Origin of the sequence: Nitratireductor sp. XY-223 (assembly GCF_004959855.1) — a bacterium.
In the GTDB taxonomy this organism is placed as follows: Bacteria; Pseudomonadota; Alphaproteobacteria; order Rhizobiales; family Rhizobiaceae; genus Hoeflea_A.
The window spans coordinates 1-21,567 of sequence record NZ_SPNT01000013.1 but is presented as its reverse complement, the minus strand read 5'-3'; the positions used below and the strand labels follow the sequence as shown (position 1 = coordinate 21,567).

The following is a 21,567-nucleotide window of genomic DNA, read 5'->3' as shown; positions in this document are numbered from 1 at the left end:
TTCCCCCTAGAGTTCCAATCCGAGTTGACGGCCGGCATTGCCGGTCGAGACGCTGGCGGCCATGCGGCTGAGCTCGGTCCAGTCCGCGATCAGCGCATTGTAAGGCGTTGCTTCGCCCGCCTCGCGGCGCTTGTTGGCGGCGATGTCATAAAGGCAATAGGCAAGGTCCTTCACCGCACCGGCCTGCGCGCCATAGCGCTTGAGCAGCGCCGCGGCGTCCTCGCCGAGGCCGCTTCCCTCATGCTGGCGGATGAGGTATTGCAGCATTTCCCAGACGGTGAGGTGCCTGTCGGTTTCCGGCGTCCAGCCGGCATCGAGTTCGTCGCGCCTGAGGATGCGCACCTTGCCCGCCGCGCTCTCGACGATGCCCGCATGCTTGACGCTCTCGACCGAGATGCCGCGGGCGCGGGCGAGGCTGTCGGCGATGCCATAATCGCCGGGCTTCATGCCGTTCTGTTCGTACCAGGTGATGGCGAAACGCGTGTCGGCGTCGAACTCGCCCTGCACATCGTTGAGGAATGCATCGAGCTCCTTGTTGATGAGTTGCAGGGCGGTCTTCACGCTCATCGGGCTGTCATCGGATTCGAGCACCGCCGCATGGCGCGAGAACACGCCCATGCCGGGGCCGATGGCCGATTGCGGCATGTCGGCGGGGGAGACGTTGGCGGCCTGGAGTTCGGCGATGGCCGGGGGCAGTTCGCGTTTCAGGGCACGGATGAACTCGGCGCGGGTGATGGTGTCGGCGTCGGTTTCCTTCTTGCGGCAGACAAGAACCACCGAGTTTGCGAGGGCGTTGGTGCCGGATGCAATCATGCGGTTCGCCATCTCGGTTCGCATCGGCCAGGTGCCCACCACCGCGTATCCGGCTTCGATGACCGCTTGCAGGAAAGTGGCCCAGCCGGTCGAACTGATCCCGTCCTGATCGATCTCGGACTGCTTGAACGCATAGTAGATCGTGGCCGGAAAGTCCGGCGACGACTGATCCGCCATGTTTGCAACCGCGCGGCTCATTCCGGTCATAAAGAACTCTTCAGCCGCCTCACGGCCTCCATGCCGATAGGGTGTGGCGACCAGTTCCTCGGCCTTCGGGGTTGCCAGAACGCCAAAAAGCTCCGGGTAAACCGGTCGAATGGCAGGTTTCATCCATGTGAAGAAGAAGTCTGACAGGTCCGCATAGCCGATATTGTCGTAGTAGGGCGGATCGGTGGAAATGACGGTTCGATCCGGGTAATCGACCGTTTGAGCGTCGCGGTTTTTTTCTTGGCCTTTGCCAACGGGTACAAAAAGGCCAACAGCTTTTGCTACCCAATCTACATTGTTTAGTATATTTCCACTTGCTGAAGAAAATGGGTTACCTTCTGCAAAATCCCACGTCATCGGGATGGCCTGACGAGAAAACGTATTTCGGAGGGCCTGCATCTTGGGAGAAGAATCCCAAGTGCAAATAGACGATCCTCGATCAACGGATCTATTAATCGCAAACGCCAGATACACGCTCACGGCTTCGGCGTAGGCTTTGGCGCCAATTCCGCCCTTGCGAAGCGGGGTTTCATCGCCGCTCATACCTGCCGCCAGAGCGTTCTGCTCGATCTGCGCCCGCGCCTCGTGAACCAAACCCGAAAACGTGTTCAGCGCTACAAGCTGGCGGTCGGTGAACAAATCGCCGAAGGTGGTCAGGCCGTAGTCTACTGTCCAAAAATTCCGAGGATCATTTGGTAAATCCGTTTCCGGTTTCCATTCTGGCACAGCAGTCATAGCGGCTTGAGCATGGTGTTCCGATGGCGCAGAATAAACTCTGCCGCGCTTACCTTCGGCAACGATTGCAATAAGAGTCTGGCCCATCTCCCCATTGCGGCCCATCCGCTTTACGTAATCCGGTGTGATGGCAGTATCGGAAAGAATACAACGGAAATTCGCGCCGCGCCCTGCCTTTGTGCCCTGTCGCGCCATTGCAATTTCCTCGGTCGTCCCGCCATGCCTGATGCGATAGGTGATCGTTCTGGCTTGTCGGTCGACAAGCGGTTCAACCCACGCCGTCCTCGCGGCCTTCGAACTCAACAGAAAGCTTGACGCGATCGGCACCTGCACGTCCGCAAAAGCCGGGTCCGGGCTGGGGACAGTCCGCGCCCAGATCCAGGCAATCACGGTTGCCTGTTTCTGATCCATGCTTCTTACATACTCTTTCGGAAGATCGACCTTCGGATAGAGATGCCCGATCTGTTCGGCGGCGCGGTCGAGCATCCATTCACCGTAATGCTTCACATCCTCGGCCAGGCCTTCCGCATTGCGGTAAAAGGCGCGTTGCTTTCCTTCGGGATGGATCGGTTCCATGTCCCTGAACTTCGGCGGTATCTCGATCATGGCCTTGCCGATCATCACCGCCACGGGATTGAGGTCCGAGCCGTGAGCCGGCAGGCCGAGGCGCTGCGCCTCCAGCGGGATCGACCCGCCGCCCGAGAACGGGTCGTAGACCGGCGGCAATTCGACGTCTTTCAGGTCGCCCTGAGGCAGAGAGCCGTCGGGCCGGCGGGCGCAGCTCTTGCGGATTTCGACCCGCGCGCATTCCAGCACCTCTTCATTGGTCGAGTTCTCCCACCTTACCAGGTCCTCGATGATCGCGAACAGGCGTTTGCGCTCCAGATCGGCGGCGCAGCCCTCCAGGGTCGGCATGGGCGCCGTCCCGGAATCGGCCCCGCGTTCGCCCAGCCGGTCTTCATGAGATGCAAGCTTCCCTTCCAGCTCTTCCTCGGCCGGTTTCCGGAACTCGGGGTTTTTCAGCAGCGTTTCGACATAACCCGACGGATCGTCCACCAGTTGCGCGAACAGCACCGCCCGGCACGCCGCCAGCGGCCGCCGCGCCCACCAAAGGTGCAGCGTCGACGGGTGCCCGTGCCGGATCGACTTCTCCCGCGCCGACGCAGCATTGATCGCCTCCAGCGGCAGGGCGACTTCGATGAGTTTCTTCTTGCGGGGGATGGGCATGGGTCTCAACTGGCTCTCGTCGCAAGGTGAGATGGAAGCCAGCCGACAACGGCCTGTCTCGTTGTTTCATCCCAGAAAAAGTACAATCGGAAACAATGACGCGGTTCGCGGCTGGTCCCCTTTTTGAGGTGCCGGTCCAGTTCAATGCGTCGCTGACCGAAACGAACAAAATATGCGTCACCCTGTTCTGCGGCGCGCGTGCCTGCGAAAGCGGGCTGTTCTTCAATGCCGAGTTCCCGGCAACGGTTATCGAAAGCCGACTTCAATTCGGCGCCGCCATTGCGACGCATCGGAACATAGAAATCCCTGAGCAGTAGAAGCGCCTTGTAGATGAGGGAAACGTCTTCATACTCGGCGTCTTTGGCGCCCCGAAGGGCGCGGCTATGGAGTTCCACGGAACCGGAGAGGTTGTTTTCGGCCCAGACCTGGAGTTCATCCAGGCTGTCGGGAATTTCCGTCTCCTGGCGATTGCCGCCGGCGCTTTGCGCCTGCAGGGCATCGACACGAGACTGGAGCGCCATGTATCTGGCTTTCATTTCCCGAAGATCGGTGAGTGCCTGTTCTTTTTCGGCGACGGCGTTAACTGCGAGATCCAAACTCTCCTGAGCTTCCGCTCTTGCAGTGCTGACTTCCTCTTCCGCAAGAGCGAGCAATTCGGTATCGCTTTGGCCCGCTGCCTTGGCGGCACGTCTCGCTCTTTCCACTGACAAGCGCTTGACCTGCTGAAAAGGCGGATGTTCCCGTTCCAGGTCGGACCTTGGTCGCATGAGGCGCAGCGTCTGATGCACCAGAAACTCGACAAAAGCGCCTTCTTCCGTGTTCTCCCATTCCCGGACTCTGGCCGCAGTCGCCATTGGGTGGTCGGAAAAGAGGCCGCTTTCCGGGTCAAATCCCGGATTGTAGGTTCGAACGGCCTGACGAAAGACGGAGAATTCGCGCCCCAGCTTATCCGTCAAGGCGAAGGACGCTTCCGAGGTCAGAACGGCCGTGTGCACGAACCCGACCGTGCGCCGAATGAATGGTCTTACCGGAACGATCGTCTGGTCGACGTCACCACTCTCCTCCGGAAGCGCGAAGACCACGACCGGGTGCTTGCGCCGAGGCGATTCCAGGAATGAAATCAGTTCGCTTACGTCGTTTTCGCGATTGACGATCCAGGGATCCGGCGACGTCCGACGCCCATCGAGTCGAGCGTTTTGCTTGAACGCCATTCCCCGGACGAAACGCGGTATTGACCGCGGAGCCGGCTCCGAGTCACCACGCTGGGAGCAGATCAGGCGGCATCCAAAGATCGCTTCATCCGCCGAACGCTCGGCAAGACCCACCTCCGTTGTCCAAATCCGGTTCCGGTCCTTTAGCCGTTCGCGCAATCTGAACGCATAATATTTTAGGTCGTCCAGAGCGACCGCGGCAGCCCCTTCAGAGTTGTCCGCATCGATCTCGAACGATTTTCCTTCCCATGCGCCGTCGGGAATCCCCTTCAGGTTTCGCTGCGGATCGAAAGCCCATTTCAGAATGCGCTCCTGAAGCGTTCGGAAAATATTCTCTCCGCTCACCTCCAAAGAGACTTGCGAGGAAAGCCAGACAAAGATCCTGTTCTCGAAATCGGCTTGTCCGGAGGGTTCGTTTGGAAATTTCATGCCGGCGCCTCCGCTCTTTCGAGAAGACTCTTCAATCGGATCTGAATGGCCGTGACGCCGAACTCCGGTTCCTGGCCGAAGGGGCGGCGGACATAACGCGGTTCGCGGGCAAAACCGTCTTCGACCTGCACGATGGCGAGGATGAACTTGTCCGGTTCGTGCAGCGCGGTGATCACTTCCTGGCGCGTCACCATCACCGTGTCGGCGCTGTCGATGCGGCCCTTCACCTCGATGAAGCGCAAGTGCCCTGTCTTCGGATCATAGGACGCGATGTCATAGCCGACCTTCCGGGCAGATACGTCCGTCGGCGTGTTGCCGAGTGCGCGTTCGGCGGCCATGACGGCGTCCATGGCCTTGCATTCGATCCCGCGCCGGGCAACCGGGTCTTCGGCAAAGCCGGACGGTTTGCCCTGGCCTGCTGCTGGCGTGCGGGTCTCCAGCAGGCCGCGCGGGATGACGATCATGCCGCCGCGCACGCGAGGCGGCCGGGCGGAAATGAACCGTTCCTGTTCCAGCACGATCATGCGGCGCTTCAGGCGTTCGGCGAGATCCTCGGCCCGGCGCCCGGCATTCTGCCAATTCAAACGGGTCTTCCTGCCGGCGCGTTCTTCCTCTTTCAGTTCAAATGCGCGGGCATCCCAGTAATTGATTTCCTTGCCGAGGCGTGCCTTGACTTCCCGTTCCACCTTGTCGATCTCGGGCAGACGGCGCGCCCGGACCTCGCCGACATGAGCCTGGGCGAGTTCCATCGTCGCGAATTCGATCGCGGTCCTTTCCAGGTCGCCGCGCAGCCAGTCTTCGTCGAGAAGGTCGCGAACCGCGTCGATCTCCGCCGCTTCCGCCGGGCGAAGATCGAGATGCGGCGCGATGCCGGCATTCACGGCCCGGCCGCTCCGGTCGATAAACGTGAACTGCATCCGCTCGGAGATGACATGCGCCTTGCCCGTTGCAGTGGTGCGCCCGTCCCGCACGCTGTGTTCAAGCAGGAACAGCGCGCCGGTCTCGTCGCCGGGATCGGTATCGTCGACAAGAACGGCGCCCTGTTTCATGAGGTGGTCGAAGCGTTCCCGGACGAGACTGATGACGGCATCCAGAAGCGGGTGACCTGGACAGACGAATGCCGCCACGGGCTGCTGATTGATGTGTCTTTTGTCGAAACAGATGCGTTCGTATTTTTTCTGGACCGGCGTACCGGCTCCGATCTGCCGGTCGCGCTCGCGAATACGCATGGGCACGTGGGTGATCTCGTAACGGCTTTCCTCGCGCTTCCTGATCCGCCCGCCGAGTTCCCCGAACGCCGCGACGAAGAAGCTCTGAACGTGATGGGGCTGAAGCCGCTGGGCCTCCGCCCGTTCCATTTCCAGCCGCAATTCCTGAACTTTCGCGGCAGGCATCGTATCTTCGGTCAGTTGCCGTTCCCGCAGCAGATCCATGAGATGCTGCTGGTCAACCGCTCCATCGACGGCCTCGAACAGCCTGGCTCTGACATCGTCCTGCTCGCCGTAGCGGATCGCCTCGAAAAGGAGATCGCGCAGCGCGGTGCCCTCGAACAGCTCGCCCAGAACGTCATAGACCCTTCCGCCGAGCGCCTCGCGCGCGGCTTCAAGCTTGTCGAGGAGGCGGGCATAGACTTCGCCCTCTCGCGTGTCCGCCGCAACGAGGTTCCAGAGGTGACAGACTTCCATCTGCCCGATCCGGTGTATCCGGCCGAACCGCTGTTCGATCCTGTTCGGGTTCCAGGGCAGGTCGTAATTGACCATCAGGTGCCCGCGCTGCAGGTTGACGCCTTCGCCGGCCGCGTCATTGGCAATCAGCACAAGCATGTCACGGTCCTGCATGAACCGCTCGACCACCTTGCGGCGCTCTTCACGGGTGACCCCGCCATGGATCACCTCGACCGCATCCTGGCGTCCAAGACGGGCGCGGACCTTTTGCGCCAGATAGGAAAGCGTGTCCTTCGGCTCGGTGAATATGATCAGCTTGCGGCGATTGCCGTCGCTGTCGATCATCAATGCGTCGTCGAGGATGCGGTCGAGCTGTGTCCACTTGGTGTCCTTGCCTGACCGCAGAACTCCAAGCGCCATGGATTCAAGATCCTTGAGCGTTGCGACTTCGCGTTCGAGTTGCTCGATCGTTTCCGCCGTCGTGGCGCCCGTGGAGATCCGGTCTTCGAGTTCATCGATTTCGTCCTGGCCGAGTTCCTCGATGTTGTTGAGCACTTCATCCGTGACGTCGTGCGGACCGGGTCCCGCGCGAGCGCCCCTGCGTGCGAGCCGCGCCTCTGCAAGATCGTTGTCGAGACGCTCGCGCCGACGCTTGAGCGATTGATGGATCGCGGCCGGCGACGATGCGAGGCGCCGTTGCAGGATCTGAAGCGCGAAGCCGACATTGTTCCTCTTCCTGCCGTCCGCCTCGGCAAACCGCTGGACGCGGTTCATCTCGTTGCGGACATATCCGGTGACGGCGCCGTAAAGCGCGGCTTCCCCGGGCGAGAGTTCATATTTGACGGTATAGGCGCGGCGCTCCGGGAACAGCGGACGGCCATCGAACCTGAGAAGCTCTTCCTTTGTCAGGCGCCGCATCATATCGGCGCTGTCGGCGAAGTGGACGCCGTCCCTGAAACGGCCTTCGAAGCGGTCGCCGTCCAGAAGCGCCATGAACAGCTGGAAGTCTTCCTCCTTGCCATTGTGTGGCGTCGCGGTCATCAGGAGAAAATGACGGCACAGACGCCCGAGCGCCTGACCGAGCTGATAGCGCCGGGTGTATCTGACTTCGCCGCCGAAATAGCCGGCCGACATCCTGTGGGCTTCGTCGCAGATGATCAAATCCCACTCGGTGGAAGAGGCGAGCTTTTCCTGAAGGTCTTCATTCCTCGCCAGCACATCGAGACGGGCGATCAGGCGATTGCGATCGTTGAAGGCATTGCCCGACCGCGAGGTTTCGATCATGTCCCGGGTCAGAATGTCGAACTCCAGCGAGAATTTCTCGCCAAGCTCGTCCTGCCATTGCTCGACAAGGCTTCCCGGTGCGACCACCAGACACCGGTCAAGATCGCTTCTCGCCATCAGTTCCTTGATCAGGAGCCCGGCCATGATAGTTTTGCCGGCACCCGGATCGTCGGCGAGCAGGAAGCGAAGCGGCTGGCGCGGCAGCATTTCCCCGTACACCGCGGAAATCTGATGCGGCAGCGGGTCGACCAGGCTGGTATGGATGGCGAGATAGGGATCGAAACAGTGCGCCAGCCTTATCCGGTTGGCTTCGGTGACCAGCCGGAGCATCGCCCCGTCGGCGTCGAACGACCACATCCTGCCGGGCTCTTCGACCTTGAGCCGGTATTCGTCGTCCCGGTACAGGGTCGTTTCCGCCGGTTCGCCGGCAGGCGAACGGTAGACAACATTCACCGCCTGCTCTCCGATCGGGTCAACGGAAACGATTTCGACAGGAGAGCCTGGTGCTATACCGCTCACGCGGGCCCCAGGTTTCAGGTCTTCCAATCCGCTCACACAGCTTCTCAGTCCCCGCCCTTCACCAGTGCGCAAGTGCCGAGCAGCTGTTGTGATTGGGACGTTCGTGTTTTGGTTTCTTCGTCTATCGGTGCGTTTTTGTAACTGCTGTAATAGACGGACTGATCAGGATAAATTTTGAGAGAGTAATTTACGTAGCCTTTTTCCGTTAGATCCCACCCGAATAGATGGGACAGGCCCTCTTCAAGGTATATCGCAACAATTTTTCGCTTCTGCCCAGTTATCTCAGCCAACCCGGTTTTGCCCAGGCTTTTAAGGATCAGGTTATGATCGTCGACTTTGCCCAGGCTAAGGATATCTTTACAGCGCCATTCCCGCCAGCCGCCCAACGCGATCATTTTCTTTTCCAGATAGCTGTAGCGGGTATCGCCGCAAAGCCGTGCCTTAACAAGAACCAAACTGCCCAAGGGAAAGGATAGCTCTGAATAGTCTGAATAGTTGGCGTAGTCGCAGGTTTCTTCGGGTTTGTCTTCGCTCCACACGGGCGTGGCGGCCAGCAGGGCCGCCGCAATCGCTGCTATTCTCATGCCGTTCCAACCGCAACTCACTGCCAGCACCGTCGGCCGGCGCATAGCTCAAACGTCCTCGATATCGAACAACGCAGGCTGCTCGAAACCATGCACGCTCAGGCTACCACGGAAGTATTCTACACGTTTGTCATGGCCTGGCCGCTATGGATTCAATTCCTCTGCGAGATGGGCATGCGGCATCAAAAAGGCGGACAGGTCCTCAAGAACCGGCACCAGAGTTCCCGGATCGATCGCGACCATGTCGGTGAAGGCGCGCCATTGCCGTTGCTTTGGAGAGCATCATCGAGCGGGTTTGCGCCAGCATAATCTGGTGCCGGAACCTCCAAGTTTTCTGAGAGTCGTTGGCGAGATTCGGGCAGAGTGCATCACCCGAGGTTTTCGACTTCCAACCCGTCGTACGATCAAGGCCCGTCTTGATGCAATGGACCAGCGCGAGGTGCATAGGTTGCGGAAAGGGTCGAAGGCGGCGAGGCAGGTTTCGAGGCGAGGGCAGGAGGTTTAGGCGTGGAACGCCCATTGGAGGTAATCCAGATCGATCACACTTTTGCAGATATCATTCTGGTCGATCAGGTTGAGCGCAAACCTTTGGCCCGGCCGTGGCTGACGCTTGCAATTGATGTCGTGACCCGGGTTGTCCTGGGCGCCTACGTTAGCTTTGACGCGCCATCGGTTCTGTCCATTGGCCTGTGTTTGGATCATTGTGTTCGGCCGAAGTCGATCCGAATGCCAGAGTCACTGGAAGAGCTGTATTGGCCGTCGGCGGGAATCCCGCATGCCATTCACGTCGACAACGGGCGAGATTTCCGCAGCCATACCTTCCAGGCGGCCTGTGCGGAGTAGGATATTTTGGTCGAGTATGGGCCGCCGGGTCGTGTTCGCTATGGCGGCCATATCGAGCGTCTGGCCGGGACGACCATGGGCGCGGTGCACCCGACCCCCGCCGAGGCGTCCGGCCCCGTTTCATGATGAGCTGTTGTCGAGTTGGATCGCTCGCCTTGCGCGTGCCAACCACTGCTCGGGGCGAACCCATCTCAGCCTGAATATCTCGCAGCGGCAAGGCAAGCGATCAATCAACTTGGTGAAACTGCAGACAGTGGTGATCTACTTTAGGTGTGCAGAAGCGACATTAAAACGACCCGCCAGCATCCTGTGGATGTCCAGCAATTAAGGGCACAGAATCCGGAGATCACCTTTCGAATGTGTCTGCGTCCAGAATGAAGGGCACAGACAAGATCGGGACGGTGCTGTCATGGGACACATGTTGCGGTTGGCCTGCGATCTCTGAACAGAGATATGCACCAGATAAGGCGCTCGCTCCGGCGGGCGCTGATCATTTTCGACAAAGCCAAATCCATGACGTCAAAAACCACTTTGAGAATGTGGGCAATGGCGCCTGCGTACCGCTCGAACGAACTTAATGGCGCAACCGTTATTGACCCTCGGAAGCAGCACAAAATTCCTTCCGCAATCCACAAAACGGTGCGCTGCGTCCGGAATCCGCGCTTCAACTCAATGTCGCTAGACGACCGCGTTGCGGATTTCATCGACACCCAAGTTCGGTCGGGTCTCTGCGGGTCGGCCATATGGCGACGCTGACATGACAAATTTCGCGGGCAATCATGGTTGTTGCTGTTCCGCCATCGGCAATTTGAGGCCGTTTCGCCATGCGCATTTGCGCGCACTGGAATATCCGGCATCGGCATGACGCATAACGCCGGTGGCCGGATCGTTCCAGAGTGTGCGTGCGATGATCTCGTCCGCTTGCCGGGACCCGTCGGCGAGGATCGCAATGCCGGCGTGCTGGGAAAAGCCCATGCCCATACCGCCGCCATGGTGAAAGGAAACCCATGTCGCGCCATTCGCCGAATTCAGCATTGCATTGAGGATCGGCCAATCCGAAACGGCATCCGAACCGTCCTTCATGCCTTCGGTCTCGCGATTGGGGCTGGCGACGGATCCGGAATCCATGTGATCGCGACCGATCACCACGGGAGCCTGAAGCTCACCCGTTCGCACCATTTCATTGAATGCCAGTCCAAGCCGGTGTCGGTCACCGAGGCCGACCCAGCAGATGCGTGCGGGAAGTCCCTGAAACCTGACATGTTTGCGCGCCTTGTCGAGCCATTGGTGCAGGAATGCATCGTCCGGCATCAGCTCGCGCACCTTGGCATCGGTTTTGTAGATATCCTCTGGGTCGCCGGACAGCGCCACCCAGCGGAACGGTCCCTTGCCCAGGCAAAACAGGGGCCGGACATAGGCCTCGACGAAGCCGGGAAATCCGAACGCGTTTTGTGCGCCGGCTTCTTCGGCCATCGCCCGCAAGTTGTTTCCGTATTCGAGGACAATGGCGCCGCGCTCCTTGAAGCCAAGCATCCGTTCAACATGCCGTGCCATGGTCTGTTTCGCGGCCAACGAGACCTGTGCGGGATCCCGCTCGCGCAGCTCTTCCCATTTGCCAAGATCCCAGCCTGCCGGCAGATAGCCATTGACCGGATCGTGCGCCGAAGTCTGGTCCGTCAGCACGTCAGGCACGATCCCGCGCCTGTCGAGTTCACACAGAACATCCACCACATTGCCGACCAGGCCGACCGAAACCGGTTTGCCGGACTTGTTGGCTTGGTCTATCCGCGCCAGGGCCTCATCAAGATCATCGGCCACGCCGTCGAGGTAGCCGGTGCGAATCCGGAATTCGGTTTTTTCCCGCTGGCACTCCACCACGAGGGCATTCAGTCCGGCCATGGTGGCGGCAAGCGGCTGCGCGCCGCCCATGCCGCCGAGGCCTCCGGTGACCACCAGTTTGCCCTCGGGGCGGCCGTCGAAATGCCGCCGGCAGATCTCGGAGAAGGTCTCATAGGTTCCCTGGACGATCCCCTGCGATCCGATATAGATCCAGGAACCGGCGGTCATCTGGCCGTACATTGTCAGGCCGAGGCGGTCGAGCTCGTTGAATTTTTCCCAATTTGCCCAGTTCGGCACCAGGTTGGCATTGGCGATCAGGACACGCGGCGCCATCCGGTGGGTCTTGAATATACCGACCGGTTTGCCCGACTGGACGAGCATCGTTTCATCATCCTCCAATTGCCGCAATGAATCGACCAGCGCGTCGAAACATTCCCAGTTGCGCGCGGCCCGGCCGATGCCGCCATAGACGACAAGTTCCTCCGGCCGCTCCGCCACATCGGGATCCAGGTTGTTCATCATCAGCCGCAAGGGCGCTTCGGTCTGCCAGCTCTTTGCACTCAGCTCCGTGCCGGTGGGTGCGCGGACAATCCGGTTGTTTGTCCGGGTGAATTTTGCAGACATGTTCAGATTGTCCCGTTGTCCCTCAGGCGGTTGATCATTGTGTCGTCCGCACCCGCCACATCGCGCAGGACCGCTTCCGTATGCTCGCCGAGCTCGGGTGTGGTCGGCGCATCCTGGGGATCGTCACCGGAAAACCTGACCGGCTGGGGAACAAGGGGAACGTCGCCCAGCGTGCGGTGATGTCCGGTTTCGACCAGTCCGCGTTGTGCCACATGGTCCGACCCGACAAGCTGGTTCATGTCCCAGACCGGAGCTGCCGGAATTCCGGCGTCGAGCAGGGATTTTGTGACCGCATCCTGCGTCAAACCACCGGTCCACGCCGCGATCCTGCAACGCAGCAGGTCTTCATGATCGTTTCTGGCGGAGTTTGTCGAAAACCTCGGATCGCCGGCCAATTCCGGTTCACCCATCAGTTCGGCCAGCGCCGAAAAGGCCTTGTCCGAAAAACACACCATGACGACGTCGCCGGTTGTGGTCGCAAAGGAATCGACCGGATAGGTGACCGGATGCCTGTTGCCTGCCGGCTTCGGAGTATCGTTCATATAAAGCCGGCGCGCCAGTCCGGTAAGCTGCATTGCCATCATCGAGTCCAGCATAGCGACATCGACATGCCGTCCCCTGCCGCTGCGCTCACGGTCGAACAGGGCGGCCAACGTCCCGAACGCCGCAAACATGCCGGTGCAAACATCGGCAACGGACTCGCCGACCGCCGTGGCCGGGCCGCCCCTCGGCCCGGTCAGGCTCATCAGACCGCTCATCGCCTGAATGACAAGGTCGAAGGCCGGCCAGGCCTTGAGGGGGCTGTCCTGGCCAAAGCCGGAAATGCTTGTATAGATGATGCCGGGATTGATCTGGCGGACCGTTGGTTCATCCAGGCCCAGGCGGGCCATGACACCGGGACGGAAGTTCTCCACCAATATGTCGCATTTGGGGATCAGCGCCCGGATGACCGCCCGGCCATCCTCGGATTTCATGTCGACGGTGACACTCTTCTTGTTGCGGTTGAGCAGCATGAAATAGCTGCTCTCGCCCTCGACAAACGGCCCGAACGACCGCCCCTCGTCACCGGATCCGGGCATTTCGACCTTGATGACCTCGGCCCCCAGATCGGCGAGCATGGACGTGCAGAACGGACCGGACATGACGCGCGACAGATCCAGCACCCGAATGCCCTCAAGCAATCCCGCGCGTGCTGTCATCGCGTTCATCGGCTTTCTCCCTCGTCGCTGATGCGAAGCGCCATCTTGCCCGTGACCTTGCGGCTCGCGAGGTCGCCAAGCGCCGCAGGCAGTTCGTCAAATTGGCGGTCGGTGTCGACCACCGGATCGATCTTCCCGGATGAAACAAGATCGAAGAGATCCGCATAAACCTGTTTCAACAGATCCGCATCGGTATCGTGGTTCCAGTAAACGCCCTTTGCCGAGGCCCGTTTCAGAAGCAGGCGATTGGCCGCCAGTTGCGGCATGGTCCCTGAAGAGAAGCCCACCACCAGCAGGCATCCGTCCACCGCGATGCAGCGCAAGCTGTCCTCGCCGACGCGCCCTCCGACAGGGTCGACTATGATATTGGCGCCGACGCCCTCCGTCAGGTCCCTGACCTGCCGGTACCAGCCTTCTTGCGTATAATTTATGCAATGGCTGGCGCCATGCGCTTGCGCGACCGCCAGCCGGTCCGGCGCGCTCGCCGTGGCGATGACATTTGCGCCCCGCGCGGCCGCGACTTCAACGGCCGCCAGGCCGATCCCTCCAGCGGCGGCGTGAACCAGGACCGTATCGCCCGGCCTGACCCGCGCGCAGTGATCGAGCGCCACAAGGGCGGTCACATAGGAGACCGGCAGCGCCACGGCATGCGAAAGGCTGAATCCGGCAGGAACCTTGATCGCCATGTCCGCGCGCGCGCAGACATAATCCGCAAAGCCGCCCCAAAGCACCTTGCTAGCGATCCGGTCGCCCGCCGAAAACGGAACGCCGGACGGGGCTTCCTCGACAATCCCGGCGATTTCCTGGCCTGGAATGAACGGCCGTGGCGGACGTACCTGGTACCTTTCATCGATCATCAGAAGATCGGAAAAGTTGAGCGCGGCGTGACAGACCCGGACCAGAAGTTCACCGTCACCCGGTTCCGGGTTGCCTGTCTCGGCCATCTCGAGAGCGTCGACACCGGGCGTTTTTCCGGACATCCATGCCTTCATCTTGACGCCGCTTTCCGTTCCGGCCCGCGCCACTGGGTGGAGTGCAGTTCGTCGACCTTGCTGCAGACCTGCTGCAACAGATCTCCGCACCACGCGATGGCCTCGCCCGATGCCCGCTGAATGGGCATTGCCACGGCCATGCTGCCGGCCGGCCGGCCATCGCTCCAGAAAAACGGCGCCCCGACACCGGCGACACCTTCATAGGTTTCCTCGCGGGAGACCGAATACCCCCGGTTTCGCGTGCTGCGCAGATCGCGCTCGAGAAGATCCGGATCGATGATGGTTGCGCCGGTGATCGCCGACATGGGACGTGACAGATAGCGTTTGCGGTCTTCTTCCGGCAAAAACGCCAGAACCGCTTTCGGCGCCGCGCCGGCATGCAGCGGAAACACGGCTCCGATCTGCTCGAACACACGCAGACCCTCGCGCGTGCTTTCGATCTGATCGACGCACCGCACCGCATTGCCGGCGCTCACGACAGACGTCAGCAGCACGGTCTCCTTGGTTTGGCGCGCCAGCTGTTCCAGTGCCGGCTGGCAGATTTCGCGAAAATCGAACAATGCCGAGGCACGCCTTCCGAGATCGATGGCCGCCGGTCCCAGGGTATACCTGTTCCTGCCCTCCGGAAGTGCAAGATATCCGCGATCGGTAAGGTAGCGGACCAGCCGATTGATGGTTGATCTTGGCATGCCGGTCGCCTGCATCAGCTCGCTTTGCGACCAGTTCGGCCTGTCGAGCTGAAACAGATCGAGGACCTGCAGTGTTTTCTGGACAAGCCCGACGCCGGCCGTCTGCGGGATTTCAGTCGATCGATCACTCATATCCCAATATATATTGCATAGTCCCAGAATATGGAATAGTTTTTGGCTCACCAAAAGGGCGCCATCTGGAGGATCCAATTCATGCACATTTTGCGTAGAACCCTTGTTGCCGGAGCTGCGGCGCTGTTTGCGGTCACCACACCTGCCATGGGCATTGCGGCGGAAAGGACATTGAAGCTGGCGAGTTTCGTTCCGCCCATATACATTTTGCATGAGCCGATCTTCGTGAAACTGGCGAACGATCTGGAAGCGGCGACCGACGGGTCGGTCAAGATCGACATCTATCCCTCGGGCGAGCTCGGAAAGGGGCCGGTTGAACAGTACAAGCGGGCCGTCAGCAGGATTGCGGAAATCTCCTACGGCCTGCCGGGCTATACGTCTTCGGTATTTCCGAAGACGCTGTTGATCGAACTTCCGGGTGTGACGGCCGGGCACGAGGACGCCACCGCGAAATTGTGGAAAGTCATGGACGAGCATCTGCGGGATGAATTCAAGAAAACCGTGCCGCTTGCCCTGTTCGTGACGCCGCCGGCGGTGCTTATGATGCGGGACAAGCCGGTCCGCAGCCTCGCAGATCTCGCCGGTCTGAAGATCCGGGTGTCGTCCTCTTCCGCGGCTGCGGTAATTGAAGCCTACGGCGCGACCCCTGTCCCCATGCCCGCCAATAAGGTTTACACCGCAATGAATACCGGAGTCGTGGATGGTGCGCTGATGGGTTCGGATTCGCTTCTGATCTTCAAACTGATCGAGACGACGAAATACGTGACCACAAATCTCCCGGAAATGCCGACGACCATTTTCCTCGTCGCCAACGAGGAAGCCTATAACGAGCTTTCCGACGACGAACGCAAGGCGCTCGACAACCTGACAGGCCTTGATATCTCGCAGCGTTCCGCGGCGGGACTGGCCAAATTCGGTCAGATTGCGCTTGGCAAATTCGCCGAAATTGACGGCAACGAAACCATCGTCCTGTCGGGTGAGGCGCGCGCGGCCTTTGACGCAAAGGCGGCCGAAGCCGTCGATGGCCTGCTCAAGAAGCTCGATGGCGACGGCCTGCCGGCCTTTGAAGTGGTCGCGGCCATGAAGCAGTAACGGCACATCACCGAGGATCGACCAATGATGCGGCAGATGGACAGATTGGCCGCGTTGATGGCGATCGCGGCGGGGCTGGTCTTGGCCGGGCTCGTCGTTCTTACATTCACGGACGTTATCCTGCGCTATTTTCTTTCCGATCCGCTTCGCGGCCGGCAGGATATCGTTGAAATGGGTATGGTGCTTTCGGTGCTGCTCGCCGCTCCCTACACCTGGCGTATCGGCGGACATATCAGCGTGGATCTCTACTCCGGATTGGCGTTCCCTGCGTTGGAGCGCGCCCGGGAATTGCTGATGAGAATTTCAGTCGCGGGCGTATTTTGCCTGATCGCGTGGCGCGCCTGGCTGGCAGCCGAAGATGCCGCGCTGTTCAACGAGGCGACCAACATGATCGCCATCGCCCATCGGCCGTTCATTCTGGCGATTATGGCAATGGCGGCGCTGCATGCCGTGTTGATTGTCCTTGAATACTTCCTTGATCCCTCGCCCTCAGACGATAAGGGCGGGTCGAAATGAGCCCCGCTTTGACCGGATTTCTCGGCCTGGCGATTCTGCTTGCGCTCATGGCGCTGCGGATGCCGGTCGCCTTCGCAATGATGATTGCCGGGGTCATCGGTATCGGGCTGCTGAATTCCTGGCCGGCGGCCTTTTCAACGCTGTTTACCGAAACATGGGGCACACTGACCTATGTCGAACTGACCGTGATTCCGCTGTTCGTTCTGATGGGAAACATTGCCGGAGCCTCCGGCATGAGCCGCGATCTGTACAATACCGCCTATGCCTGGATCGGCCATTTTCGCGGCGGGCTTGCCCACGCGACAATCCTCGGATGCACCGGGTTTGCGGCGCTGTCCGGCTCCTCCGTCGCCTCGGCCCTGACCCTTGGGCGGGTCGCGCTGCCGGAGATGAGGCGCTTCGGCTACGATTCGAGGTTTGCTGCCGGTTCCGTCGCCGCAGGCGGTACCTTGGGCATTCTCATTCCCCCGTCCACCGGCTTCATCATCTATGCGATCCTGACGGAGGAATCGGTCGGCCGGCTGTTTCTTGCCGGCGTCGTGCCGGGTTTGCTGCTGTCGGCCTGTTTCATGCTGGCGATCTGGTTGCTGACCATGCTTCGCCCGCAAATCGGTCCGGCCGGTCAACGGTTCAATCTGGCCGAACGCCTGCGGTTCCTGGCCAGGAGCACTGCAATTCTGGCCATCATTATCATTGCCATCGGCGGCATCTATGCGGGCATCTTCACGCCGGTGGAAGCCGCGGCCGTCGGCGCGGTGCTGGCATTCCTGTTCGCCCTGCCGCGCAAAGGGTTTACGCTGGCCGGGTTTCGCGAAGCGTTGCTCAAGACGGTTTCCACCACGGTGATGATCTATTTCATCATCATCGGCGCCAGCGTCTTTTCTCCCTTTCTGGCATTGACGCAAGTGCCATCGGCCCTGGCGGGGCATTTGGAGGCGATGCAGCTCAACCCTCTGCTTCTGCTTTTCCTGGTACTGGCCGTCTTCATATTGCTCGGCACCTTTCTCGACGGCTTTGCCATGATGGTTCTGGTGCTGCCGATCGTGTTGCCGATCATCGAGCAATCCGGGCTCGGCGAGACGCTGGGCATCACGGGCGGTTCGGATCTGAAAATCTGGTTCGGCGTGGTCATGGTGATCATTCTGGAAATGGCGCTGATCAGCCCGCCGGTGGGCATGAACGTGTTTGTCGTCAAAGGCGTTTCGGATATTCCCCTGAATGAAATCTATCAGGGTATCATGCCATTCTGGCTGGCAATGCTGATCTGCCTGATCATTGTCGTCGCACTGCCCCAATTGTCATTGTACCTGCCGGCTACAATGAGAAACTGATTGTACCGCGTTCGGGCAACAGGTGTAACAGTTCGGGTCGTTCTTGCGCATGCCCGGACGGATCTCGAACAACGCAGTTATAAGACAGGGGCTTGACCGCTTCCTTTGATAGAGGCTGAGCAAAGGCCGGGCACGCGTGCCCCCGGAATCGACTTTTCCCGAGCCTGAATCGCCCTCTCAGGCAACGAAGATGAAGTCGGATTCGGTCAGTTCCGACGCGGACACGTCCTCCAGCGTGATGCTGCTGTCATCCGCGTAGCCGGTGATCACCGCATCGCCCTCCGCGTTGTTCGTGATGGTCAAATCGGAGAACGTCGTGCCGCCCCTGATCTCGATCTTGTCGCGATCGGTCTCGATAATGTTCCCATTATTTATGTCGTAAATGTTCATAGACCCGAAGTCCGTGATCGTGTCGTGGCCATTGCTGTTGCCGCCGAACACGAAGGTATCCGCATCCCAAGCACCGCCAGTCAGCGTGTCGTCGCCGCGACCGCCGATCAGCCTGTCTTCGCCCCTTCCGCCGCGCAGCGTGTCGTTGCCCCACGAGCCGTCCATGGTGTCGTCACCCCTGCCGCCGCGCATCGTGTCGTTGCCCTTGCCGCCGTTCATGGTGTCGTCGCCGCCATAGCCCCACATCTTGTCGCCGCTCCCAGGGTGAACACCATGCGGTCCCTGAAGCCGACAGGTACCGAGACCGACAGGACCGTGACCACAGGTGCGCATGCCCTGTTGATCGTGGACGGGGCGTGATGGCATGGCGCAAAAACCCTGAGGCTACCGGATAACATCACGCCCCTTAAGCTGCCGCCCCATGCACCGGAACTCACCCAATGGGAAACGTCTGGCAATACCTGCGCGCCAAATAAACGCGCCATCACCCAGTTCCTCCCGATCCTCGACGTCCAGGGACGGCGGGGCAGGGGGTGAGGGGGCCGCCATCACTTGAACTCCCGTAGCTGGCTAGTTATATAGCTAGATGAATGCAGGAGTCAGATATGGTCTGGACGCTTCAGGATGCCAAGAACAAGTTCTCTGCCGTGGTGGATGCGGCATTGGCCGGCACACCACAAGAGGTCAGCCGCCGCGGCAAGCCGGCGGTTGTGGTGCTCAGCGCCGCCGATTACCAACAACTTGTGCAGAGCGCGGTTGAGACCAGAGAGAGCTTTGCCGAACACCTGTTGGCCTTTCCCGGACTAAAGGTGGAGCGCGCGCTGGTCAAACCGCGTGACGCGGACTTCTGAATGTATGTAATCGACACCAACGTGCTTTCGGCCACGCGTCGACCAGAGCGGGCGCCGCAGGTCGCTGCCTGGCTTCAGGGCAAGCCGGAGACCTCGCTCTTTCTGAGCGCGATCACTCTGGGCGAGATCGAACGGGGCATCCAACAGCAAAAACGGCGCGATCCCGGATTTACGCGCGATTTGCAGCTCTGGCTCGATCACACCATTCTGGTCTTTGGTGACCGGATTCTGGAGTTTGGTGCGAAAGACGCGCGGATCTGGGGACGTCTGAGCGCCGAGATTGGCCACACAGGGGCGGATCTGATGATCGCCGCGACGGCGCTGCACCATGGGGCGACGGTGGTCACCCGCAACGTGGATGATTTCGCGCCGATAGGGGTGGCGCTGGAAAACCCGTTTGAAACGGACGCCTGAAACCCCGCGGGGCAGGGGATGTTCTCTCGTCGATCTGATCGGTTTTACCTGTCGGTTTTCCTGAACCCGTAGATTCGATTGGATGTGATCGTGTTTATTTTCAAGGGCGGGCGCGGTTTTGTTTGTTCCTTCAACTGTGGACTTGCACGGGATTTGTGCCGATAGTGTTTACAAAAGGCATCAGGAAGGGCAAAAGGGTGCCGAACGACAATCCATACACAATGCCAAGCTGCGGACAAGTGCGGGGTAAACCGGCCAGCCGAAACACCAAAAAAGAGATCCAGGAGCACAAGGCTCCCGGACCGCGATACAACGGATCATGCATCTGAAGAAGTACACACAGGCTATGTGGTTACTTTCACAATAGGGCAAGACCCTACAACAAGTGGAACTGCTTTCGATCCGCGTAACGCCACCGCATCATGGCACGCGCCACAAACAATGAGAACTATCGTTTCAATCAGACTGACGGACAGGTGAAGCGCAGCGCCGCATATTATACCGCGTTCAGCATCAGCAGGCCCTGCTAGCGCACCTTGATCATCGTCACCACGAACCTGGCCTTTGGCGAATGTCCGGACGCCGGCGGTGACGCCAGGGCGGCCACCGCTCCGCCCGACCGCCTCACGCTTCACCGGGAGAACGTCGAGACCGGCAACACCGGGCATTGGAGCGAGTTGTGGCCAGCTTGAAGCATTTGATGGCGGAAAATCGGTCCACTCGGCTAGGCGCGTCGCGCAGCGCGATGTGGGGCATCGGGCAAGCGGCGCAACGACGCCGATGGGCCGATTTGCCGCCACCCTGGAAAAGGAAGATGATGTTGAAAACCAACGTTGAATGGGCCGGGCGATTTTGACCCCTGGCGTCGTTGGCTTGCGCTTGTGGTGGGTTGGCACCACGGCGCGCAACCCACCTAGCCAGAGACCAAAATCGCCGCGGTCAAATGATTCAACCTGGTCACAACTCGCTCTAATTGGAGACGACGCAGCGCCGGGCCTACAATTCTGGCAGGCGCCCTTTCATTCACGGCGGCTCACTCCGCGGACGCAATTGTCGAACCCGTCGATGCGCTGATCCGATCGTATGACTGGACGGGTCTTTATATCGGTGGCCATGCGGGCTATGCGTTCAACGGTGATACGATTTGGACAAACACCAACAGCAGTCCGCCCTTCTTCGATTACGCGGTCGGCCAATCGGACAGCCACGATATGGACGGTTTTCTGGGCGGCGGCCAGCTCGGCTATAACTTCCAGAACGGCAATATCGTACTCGGGCCGGAAGTCACCATCGCGGGTGGCGATGTCGATGGGCGTTCGGTATCGACCCAGGGCGCCGCGGATGACAACATTACGACGAGCCTCGATCTGCTTGTGACAGCGGTCGCGCGGGTTGGTTATGCGTCCGATAACTGGCTGCTTTACGCCAACGGCGGCTGGGCCGGCAGCCAGATCGACATGAGCGTCGTTGACAATATCGCGCCCAATACAGGAACCTGGAGCAACAGCGCCTGGCACAACGGTTACACGGTAGGAGCCGGCGTCGAATATGCACGGGGCCAGGCCATTTTCGGTTTGGAGTACCGCTACATGGATCTGGGATCGACGAACCACAGCGCCGTTGCATCCACAGGTCAGATCGGAGCGTTCGACGTGGATGTCAGCCCGGTTCATTCGCTCGTTGGTCGAGTCGGCCGGAAACTCCACGGACTTCCCTGGCAATGGCGCGCAACGACCGGATGGGCGAGGGCGTTTCCCCCGCGCATATTTTGGAAGGCTGAAAGCCCGCTGGCATCGTATGGCGGGCCGAACCGGGTGTGAATCAAGCCGCCGGCACGCCTGTATTGAACGGGATTGCGGTCTGCGCGGCCGGCGCCGGGACGAAACCGGCGCCGTTCAACGCGAGGCTCCCGGCGCCAGCCGGACCAGGGCAGAGCCGGCCCGGGAGCCCTCATGCTCCCGGACCGCGATACGACGGACCGT

Annotated in this window: 16 protein-coding genes and 1 pseudogene; 8 read left to right on the top strand and 9 right to left on the bottom strand. The window is 60.3% G+C overall.

Going from position 1 to position 21,567, the window contains the following annotated elements:
* Nucleotides 1–6 precede the first annotated feature (6 nt).
* The 4 genes from E4M07_RS25455 to E4M07_RS25440 all read right to left on the bottom strand — a co-directional run bounded on the left by E4M07_RS25455 (nt 7) and on the right by E4M07_RS25440 (nt 8,718).
* Nucleotides 7–2,982 carry a DUF1156 domain-containing protein gene (locus tag E4M07_RS25455; protein WP_136661242.1) on the bottom strand — a complete coding sequence of 992 codons (2,976 nt, stop codon included), beginning with the start codon at nt 2,980–2,982 and terminating at the stop codon, nt 7–9.
* A gap of 5 nt (nt 2,983–2,987) precedes the next feature.
* Nucleotides 2,988–4,622, bottom strand: coding sequence for a hypothetical protein (locus E4M07_RS25450; RefSeq protein ID WP_136661241.1), 1,635 nt, complete (start codon nt 4,620–4,622; stop codon nt 2,988–2,990).
* The gene (locus E4M07_RS25445) at nt 4,619–8,023 is read right to left on the bottom strand and encodes a helicase-related protein (protein WP_348640538.1); all 3,405 of its coding nucleotides are present in this window, start codon (nt 8,021–8,023) and stop codon (nt 4,619–4,621) included. Before E4M07_RS25445 ends, E4M07_RS25450 begins: the two co-directional genes overlap by 4 nt.
* 110 nt (nt 8,024–8,133) lie before the next feature.
* Nucleotides 8,134–8,718, bottom strand: coding sequence for a hypothetical protein (locus E4M07_RS25440; RefSeq protein ID WP_136661239.1), 585 nt, complete (start codon nt 8,716–8,718; stop codon nt 8,134–8,136).
* A 462-nt stretch (nt 8,719–9,180) separates the two neighbouring features.
* Between E4M07_RS25440 and E4M07_RS25435 the strand changes: the two genes are divergently transcribed.
* The gene (locus E4M07_RS25435; RefSeq protein ID WP_136661238.1) at nt 9,181–9,516 is read left to right on the top strand and encodes a DDE-type integrase/transposase/recombinase; all 336 of its coding nucleotides are present in this window, start codon (nt 9,181–9,183) and stop codon (nt 9,514–9,516) included.
* Between the two features lie 777 nt (nt 9,517–10,293).
* Here the strand turns inward: E4M07_RS25435 and hutU are convergent.
* Genes hutU through E4M07_RS25410 form a run of 4 tightly spaced genes read right to left on the bottom strand, consistent with a single transcriptional unit; the run spans nt 10,294 to nt 14,991 of the window.
* Nucleotides 10,294–11,979, bottom strand: coding sequence for a urocanate hydratase (gene hutU / locus E4M07_RS25425; protein ID WP_136661236.1), 1,686 nt, complete (start codon nt 11,977–11,979; stop codon nt 10,294–10,296).
* Nucleotides 11,980–11,981: 2 nt separating this feature from the next.
* Nucleotides 11,982–13,187, bottom strand: coding sequence for a CoA transferase (locus E4M07_RS25420; protein WP_246660603.1), 1,206 nt, complete (start codon nt 13,185–13,187; stop codon nt 11,982–11,984).
* Complete coding sequence (locus E4M07_RS25415) at nt 13,184–14,158, bottom strand: NADPH:quinone oxidoreductase family protein (RefSeq protein ID WP_169054387.1); 975 nt, start codon at nt 14,156–14,158, stop codon at nt 13,184–13,186. The genes E4M07_RS25420 and E4M07_RS25415 overlap by 4 nt, the downstream gene beginning before the upstream one ends.
* 8 nt (nt 14,159–14,166) lie before the next feature.
* A complete protein-coding gene (locus tag E4M07_RS25410; RefSeq protein ID WP_169054386.1) occupies nt 14,167–14,991 on the bottom strand; it encodes an IclR family transcriptional regulator in 825 nt (274 codons plus the stop codon).
* Nucleotides 14,992–15,072: 81 nt separating this feature from the next.
* On the opposite strand from E4M07_RS25410, the gene E4M07_RS25405 reads away from it, so the two are divergent.
* From E4M07_RS25405 to E4M07_RS25395, 3 genes are read left to right on the top strand one after another with little or no spacing between them, the layout of a single operon-like run.
* The gene (locus tag E4M07_RS25405) at nt 15,073–16,083 is read left to right on the top strand and encodes a TRAP transporter substrate-binding protein (protein WP_136661233.1); all 1,011 of its coding nucleotides are present in this window, start codon (nt 15,073–15,075) and stop codon (nt 16,081–16,083) included.
* Nucleotides 16,084–16,128: 45 nt separating this feature from the next.
* Entirely contained in the window at nt 16,129–16,599 is a 471-nt protein-coding gene (locus tag E4M07_RS25400; RefSeq protein ID WP_169054385.1) for a TRAP transporter small permease, read from the top strand.
* Nucleotides 16,596–17,930 carry a TRAP transporter large permease gene (locus E4M07_RS25395; protein WP_136661231.1) on the top strand — a complete coding sequence of 445 codons (1,335 nt, stop codon included), beginning with the start codon at nt 16,596–16,598 and terminating at the stop codon, nt 17,928–17,930. The genes E4M07_RS25400 and E4M07_RS25395 overlap by 4 nt, the downstream gene beginning before the upstream one ends.
* Nucleotides 17,931–18,107: 177 nt before the next feature.
* Here the strand turns inward: E4M07_RS25395 and E4M07_RS25390 are convergent, their stop codons facing one another.
* The gene (locus E4M07_RS25390) at nt 18,108–18,566 is read right to left on the bottom strand and encodes a hypothetical protein (protein ID WP_348640537.1); all 459 of its coding nucleotides are present in this window, start codon (nt 18,564–18,566) and stop codon (nt 18,108–18,110) included.
* 78 nt (nt 18,567–18,644) lie between these two features.
* Here E4M07_RS25390 and E4M07_RS30025 point away from each other — a divergent pair.
* The 4 genes and pseudogenes from E4M07_RS30025 to E4M07_RS25375 all read left to right on the top strand — a co-directional run.
* Nucleotides 18,645–18,784: pseudogene (locus E4M07_RS30025) on the top strand (IS630 family transposase); the annotation flags it as partial.
* Nucleotides 18,785–18,925: 141 nt separating this feature from the next.
* Nucleotides 18,926–19,171 carry a type II toxin-antitoxin system Phd/YefM family antitoxin gene (locus E4M07_RS25385; protein WP_169054384.1) on the top strand — a complete coding sequence of 82 codons (246 nt, stop codon included), beginning with the start codon at nt 18,926–18,928 and terminating at the stop codon, nt 19,169–19,171.
* Entirely contained in the window at nt 19,172–19,585 is a 414-nt protein-coding gene (locus tag E4M07_RS25380) for a type II toxin-antitoxin system VapC family toxin (RefSeq protein WP_136661228.1), read from the top strand.
* Nucleotides 19,586–20,796: 1,211 nt separating this feature from the next.
* Nucleotides 20,797–21,405 carry an outer membrane beta-barrel protein gene (locus E4M07_RS25375; protein WP_136661227.1) on the top strand — a complete coding sequence of 203 codons (609 nt, stop codon included), beginning with the start codon at nt 20,797–20,799 and terminating at the stop codon, nt 21,403–21,405.
* Nucleotides 21,406–21,567 lie beyond the last annotated feature (162 nt).

Excerpts from the sequence above, each read along its gene's own strand:
- E4M07_RS25440 (WP_136661239.1), bottom strand. The coding sequence starts at position 8,718 with ATGCGCCGGCCGACGGTGCTGGCAGTGAGTTGCGGTTGGAACGGCATG.
- E4M07_RS25395 (WP_136661231.1), top strand. The coding sequence starts at position 16,596 with ATGAGCCCCGCTTTGACCGGATTTCTCGGCCTGGCGATTCTGCTTGCG.
- hutU (WP_136661236.1), bottom strand. The coding sequence starts at position 11,979 with ATGTCTGCAAAATTCACCCGGACAAACAACCGGATTGTCCGCGCACCC.
- E4M07_RS25390 (WP_348640537.1), bottom strand. The coding sequence starts at position 18,566 with ATGTGGGGCTATGGCGGCGACGACACCATGAACGGCGGCAAGGGCAAC.
- E4M07_RS25455 (WP_136661242.1), bottom strand. The coding sequence starts at position 2,982 with ATGCCCATCCCCCGCAAGAAGAAACTCATCGAAGTCGCCCTGCCGCTG.
- E4M07_RS25405 (WP_136661233.1), top strand. The coding sequence starts at position 15,073 with ATGCACATTTTGCGTAGAACCCTTGTTGCCGGAGCTGCGGCGCTGTTT.
- E4M07_RS25420 (WP_246660603.1), bottom strand. The coding sequence starts at position 13,187 with ATGAACGCGATGACAGCACGCGCGGGATTGCTTGAGGGCATTCGGGTG.
- E4M07_RS25380 (WP_136661228.1), top strand. The coding sequence starts at position 19,172 with ATGTATGTAATCGACACCAACGTGCTTTCGGCCACGCGTCGACCAGAG.
- E4M07_RS25450 (WP_136661241.1), bottom strand. The coding sequence starts at position 4,622 with ATGAAATTTCCAAACGAACCCTCCGGACAAGCCGATTTCGAGAACAGG.
- E4M07_RS25415 (WP_169054387.1), bottom strand. The coding sequence starts at position 14,158 with ATGTCCGGAAAAACGCCCGGTGTCGACGCTCTCGAGATGGCCGAGACA.
- E4M07_RS25375 (WP_136661227.1), top strand. The coding sequence starts at position 20,797 with ATGGACGGTTTTCTGGGCGGCGGCCAGCTCGGCTATAACTTCCAGAAC.
- E4M07_RS25410 (WP_169054386.1), bottom strand. The coding sequence starts at position 14,991 with ATGAGTGATCGATCGACTGAAATCCCGCAGACGGCCGGCGTCGGGCTT.
- E4M07_RS25385 (WP_169054384.1), top strand. The coding sequence starts at position 18,926 with ATGGTCTGGACGCTTCAGGATGCCAAGAACAAGTTCTCTGCCGTGGTG.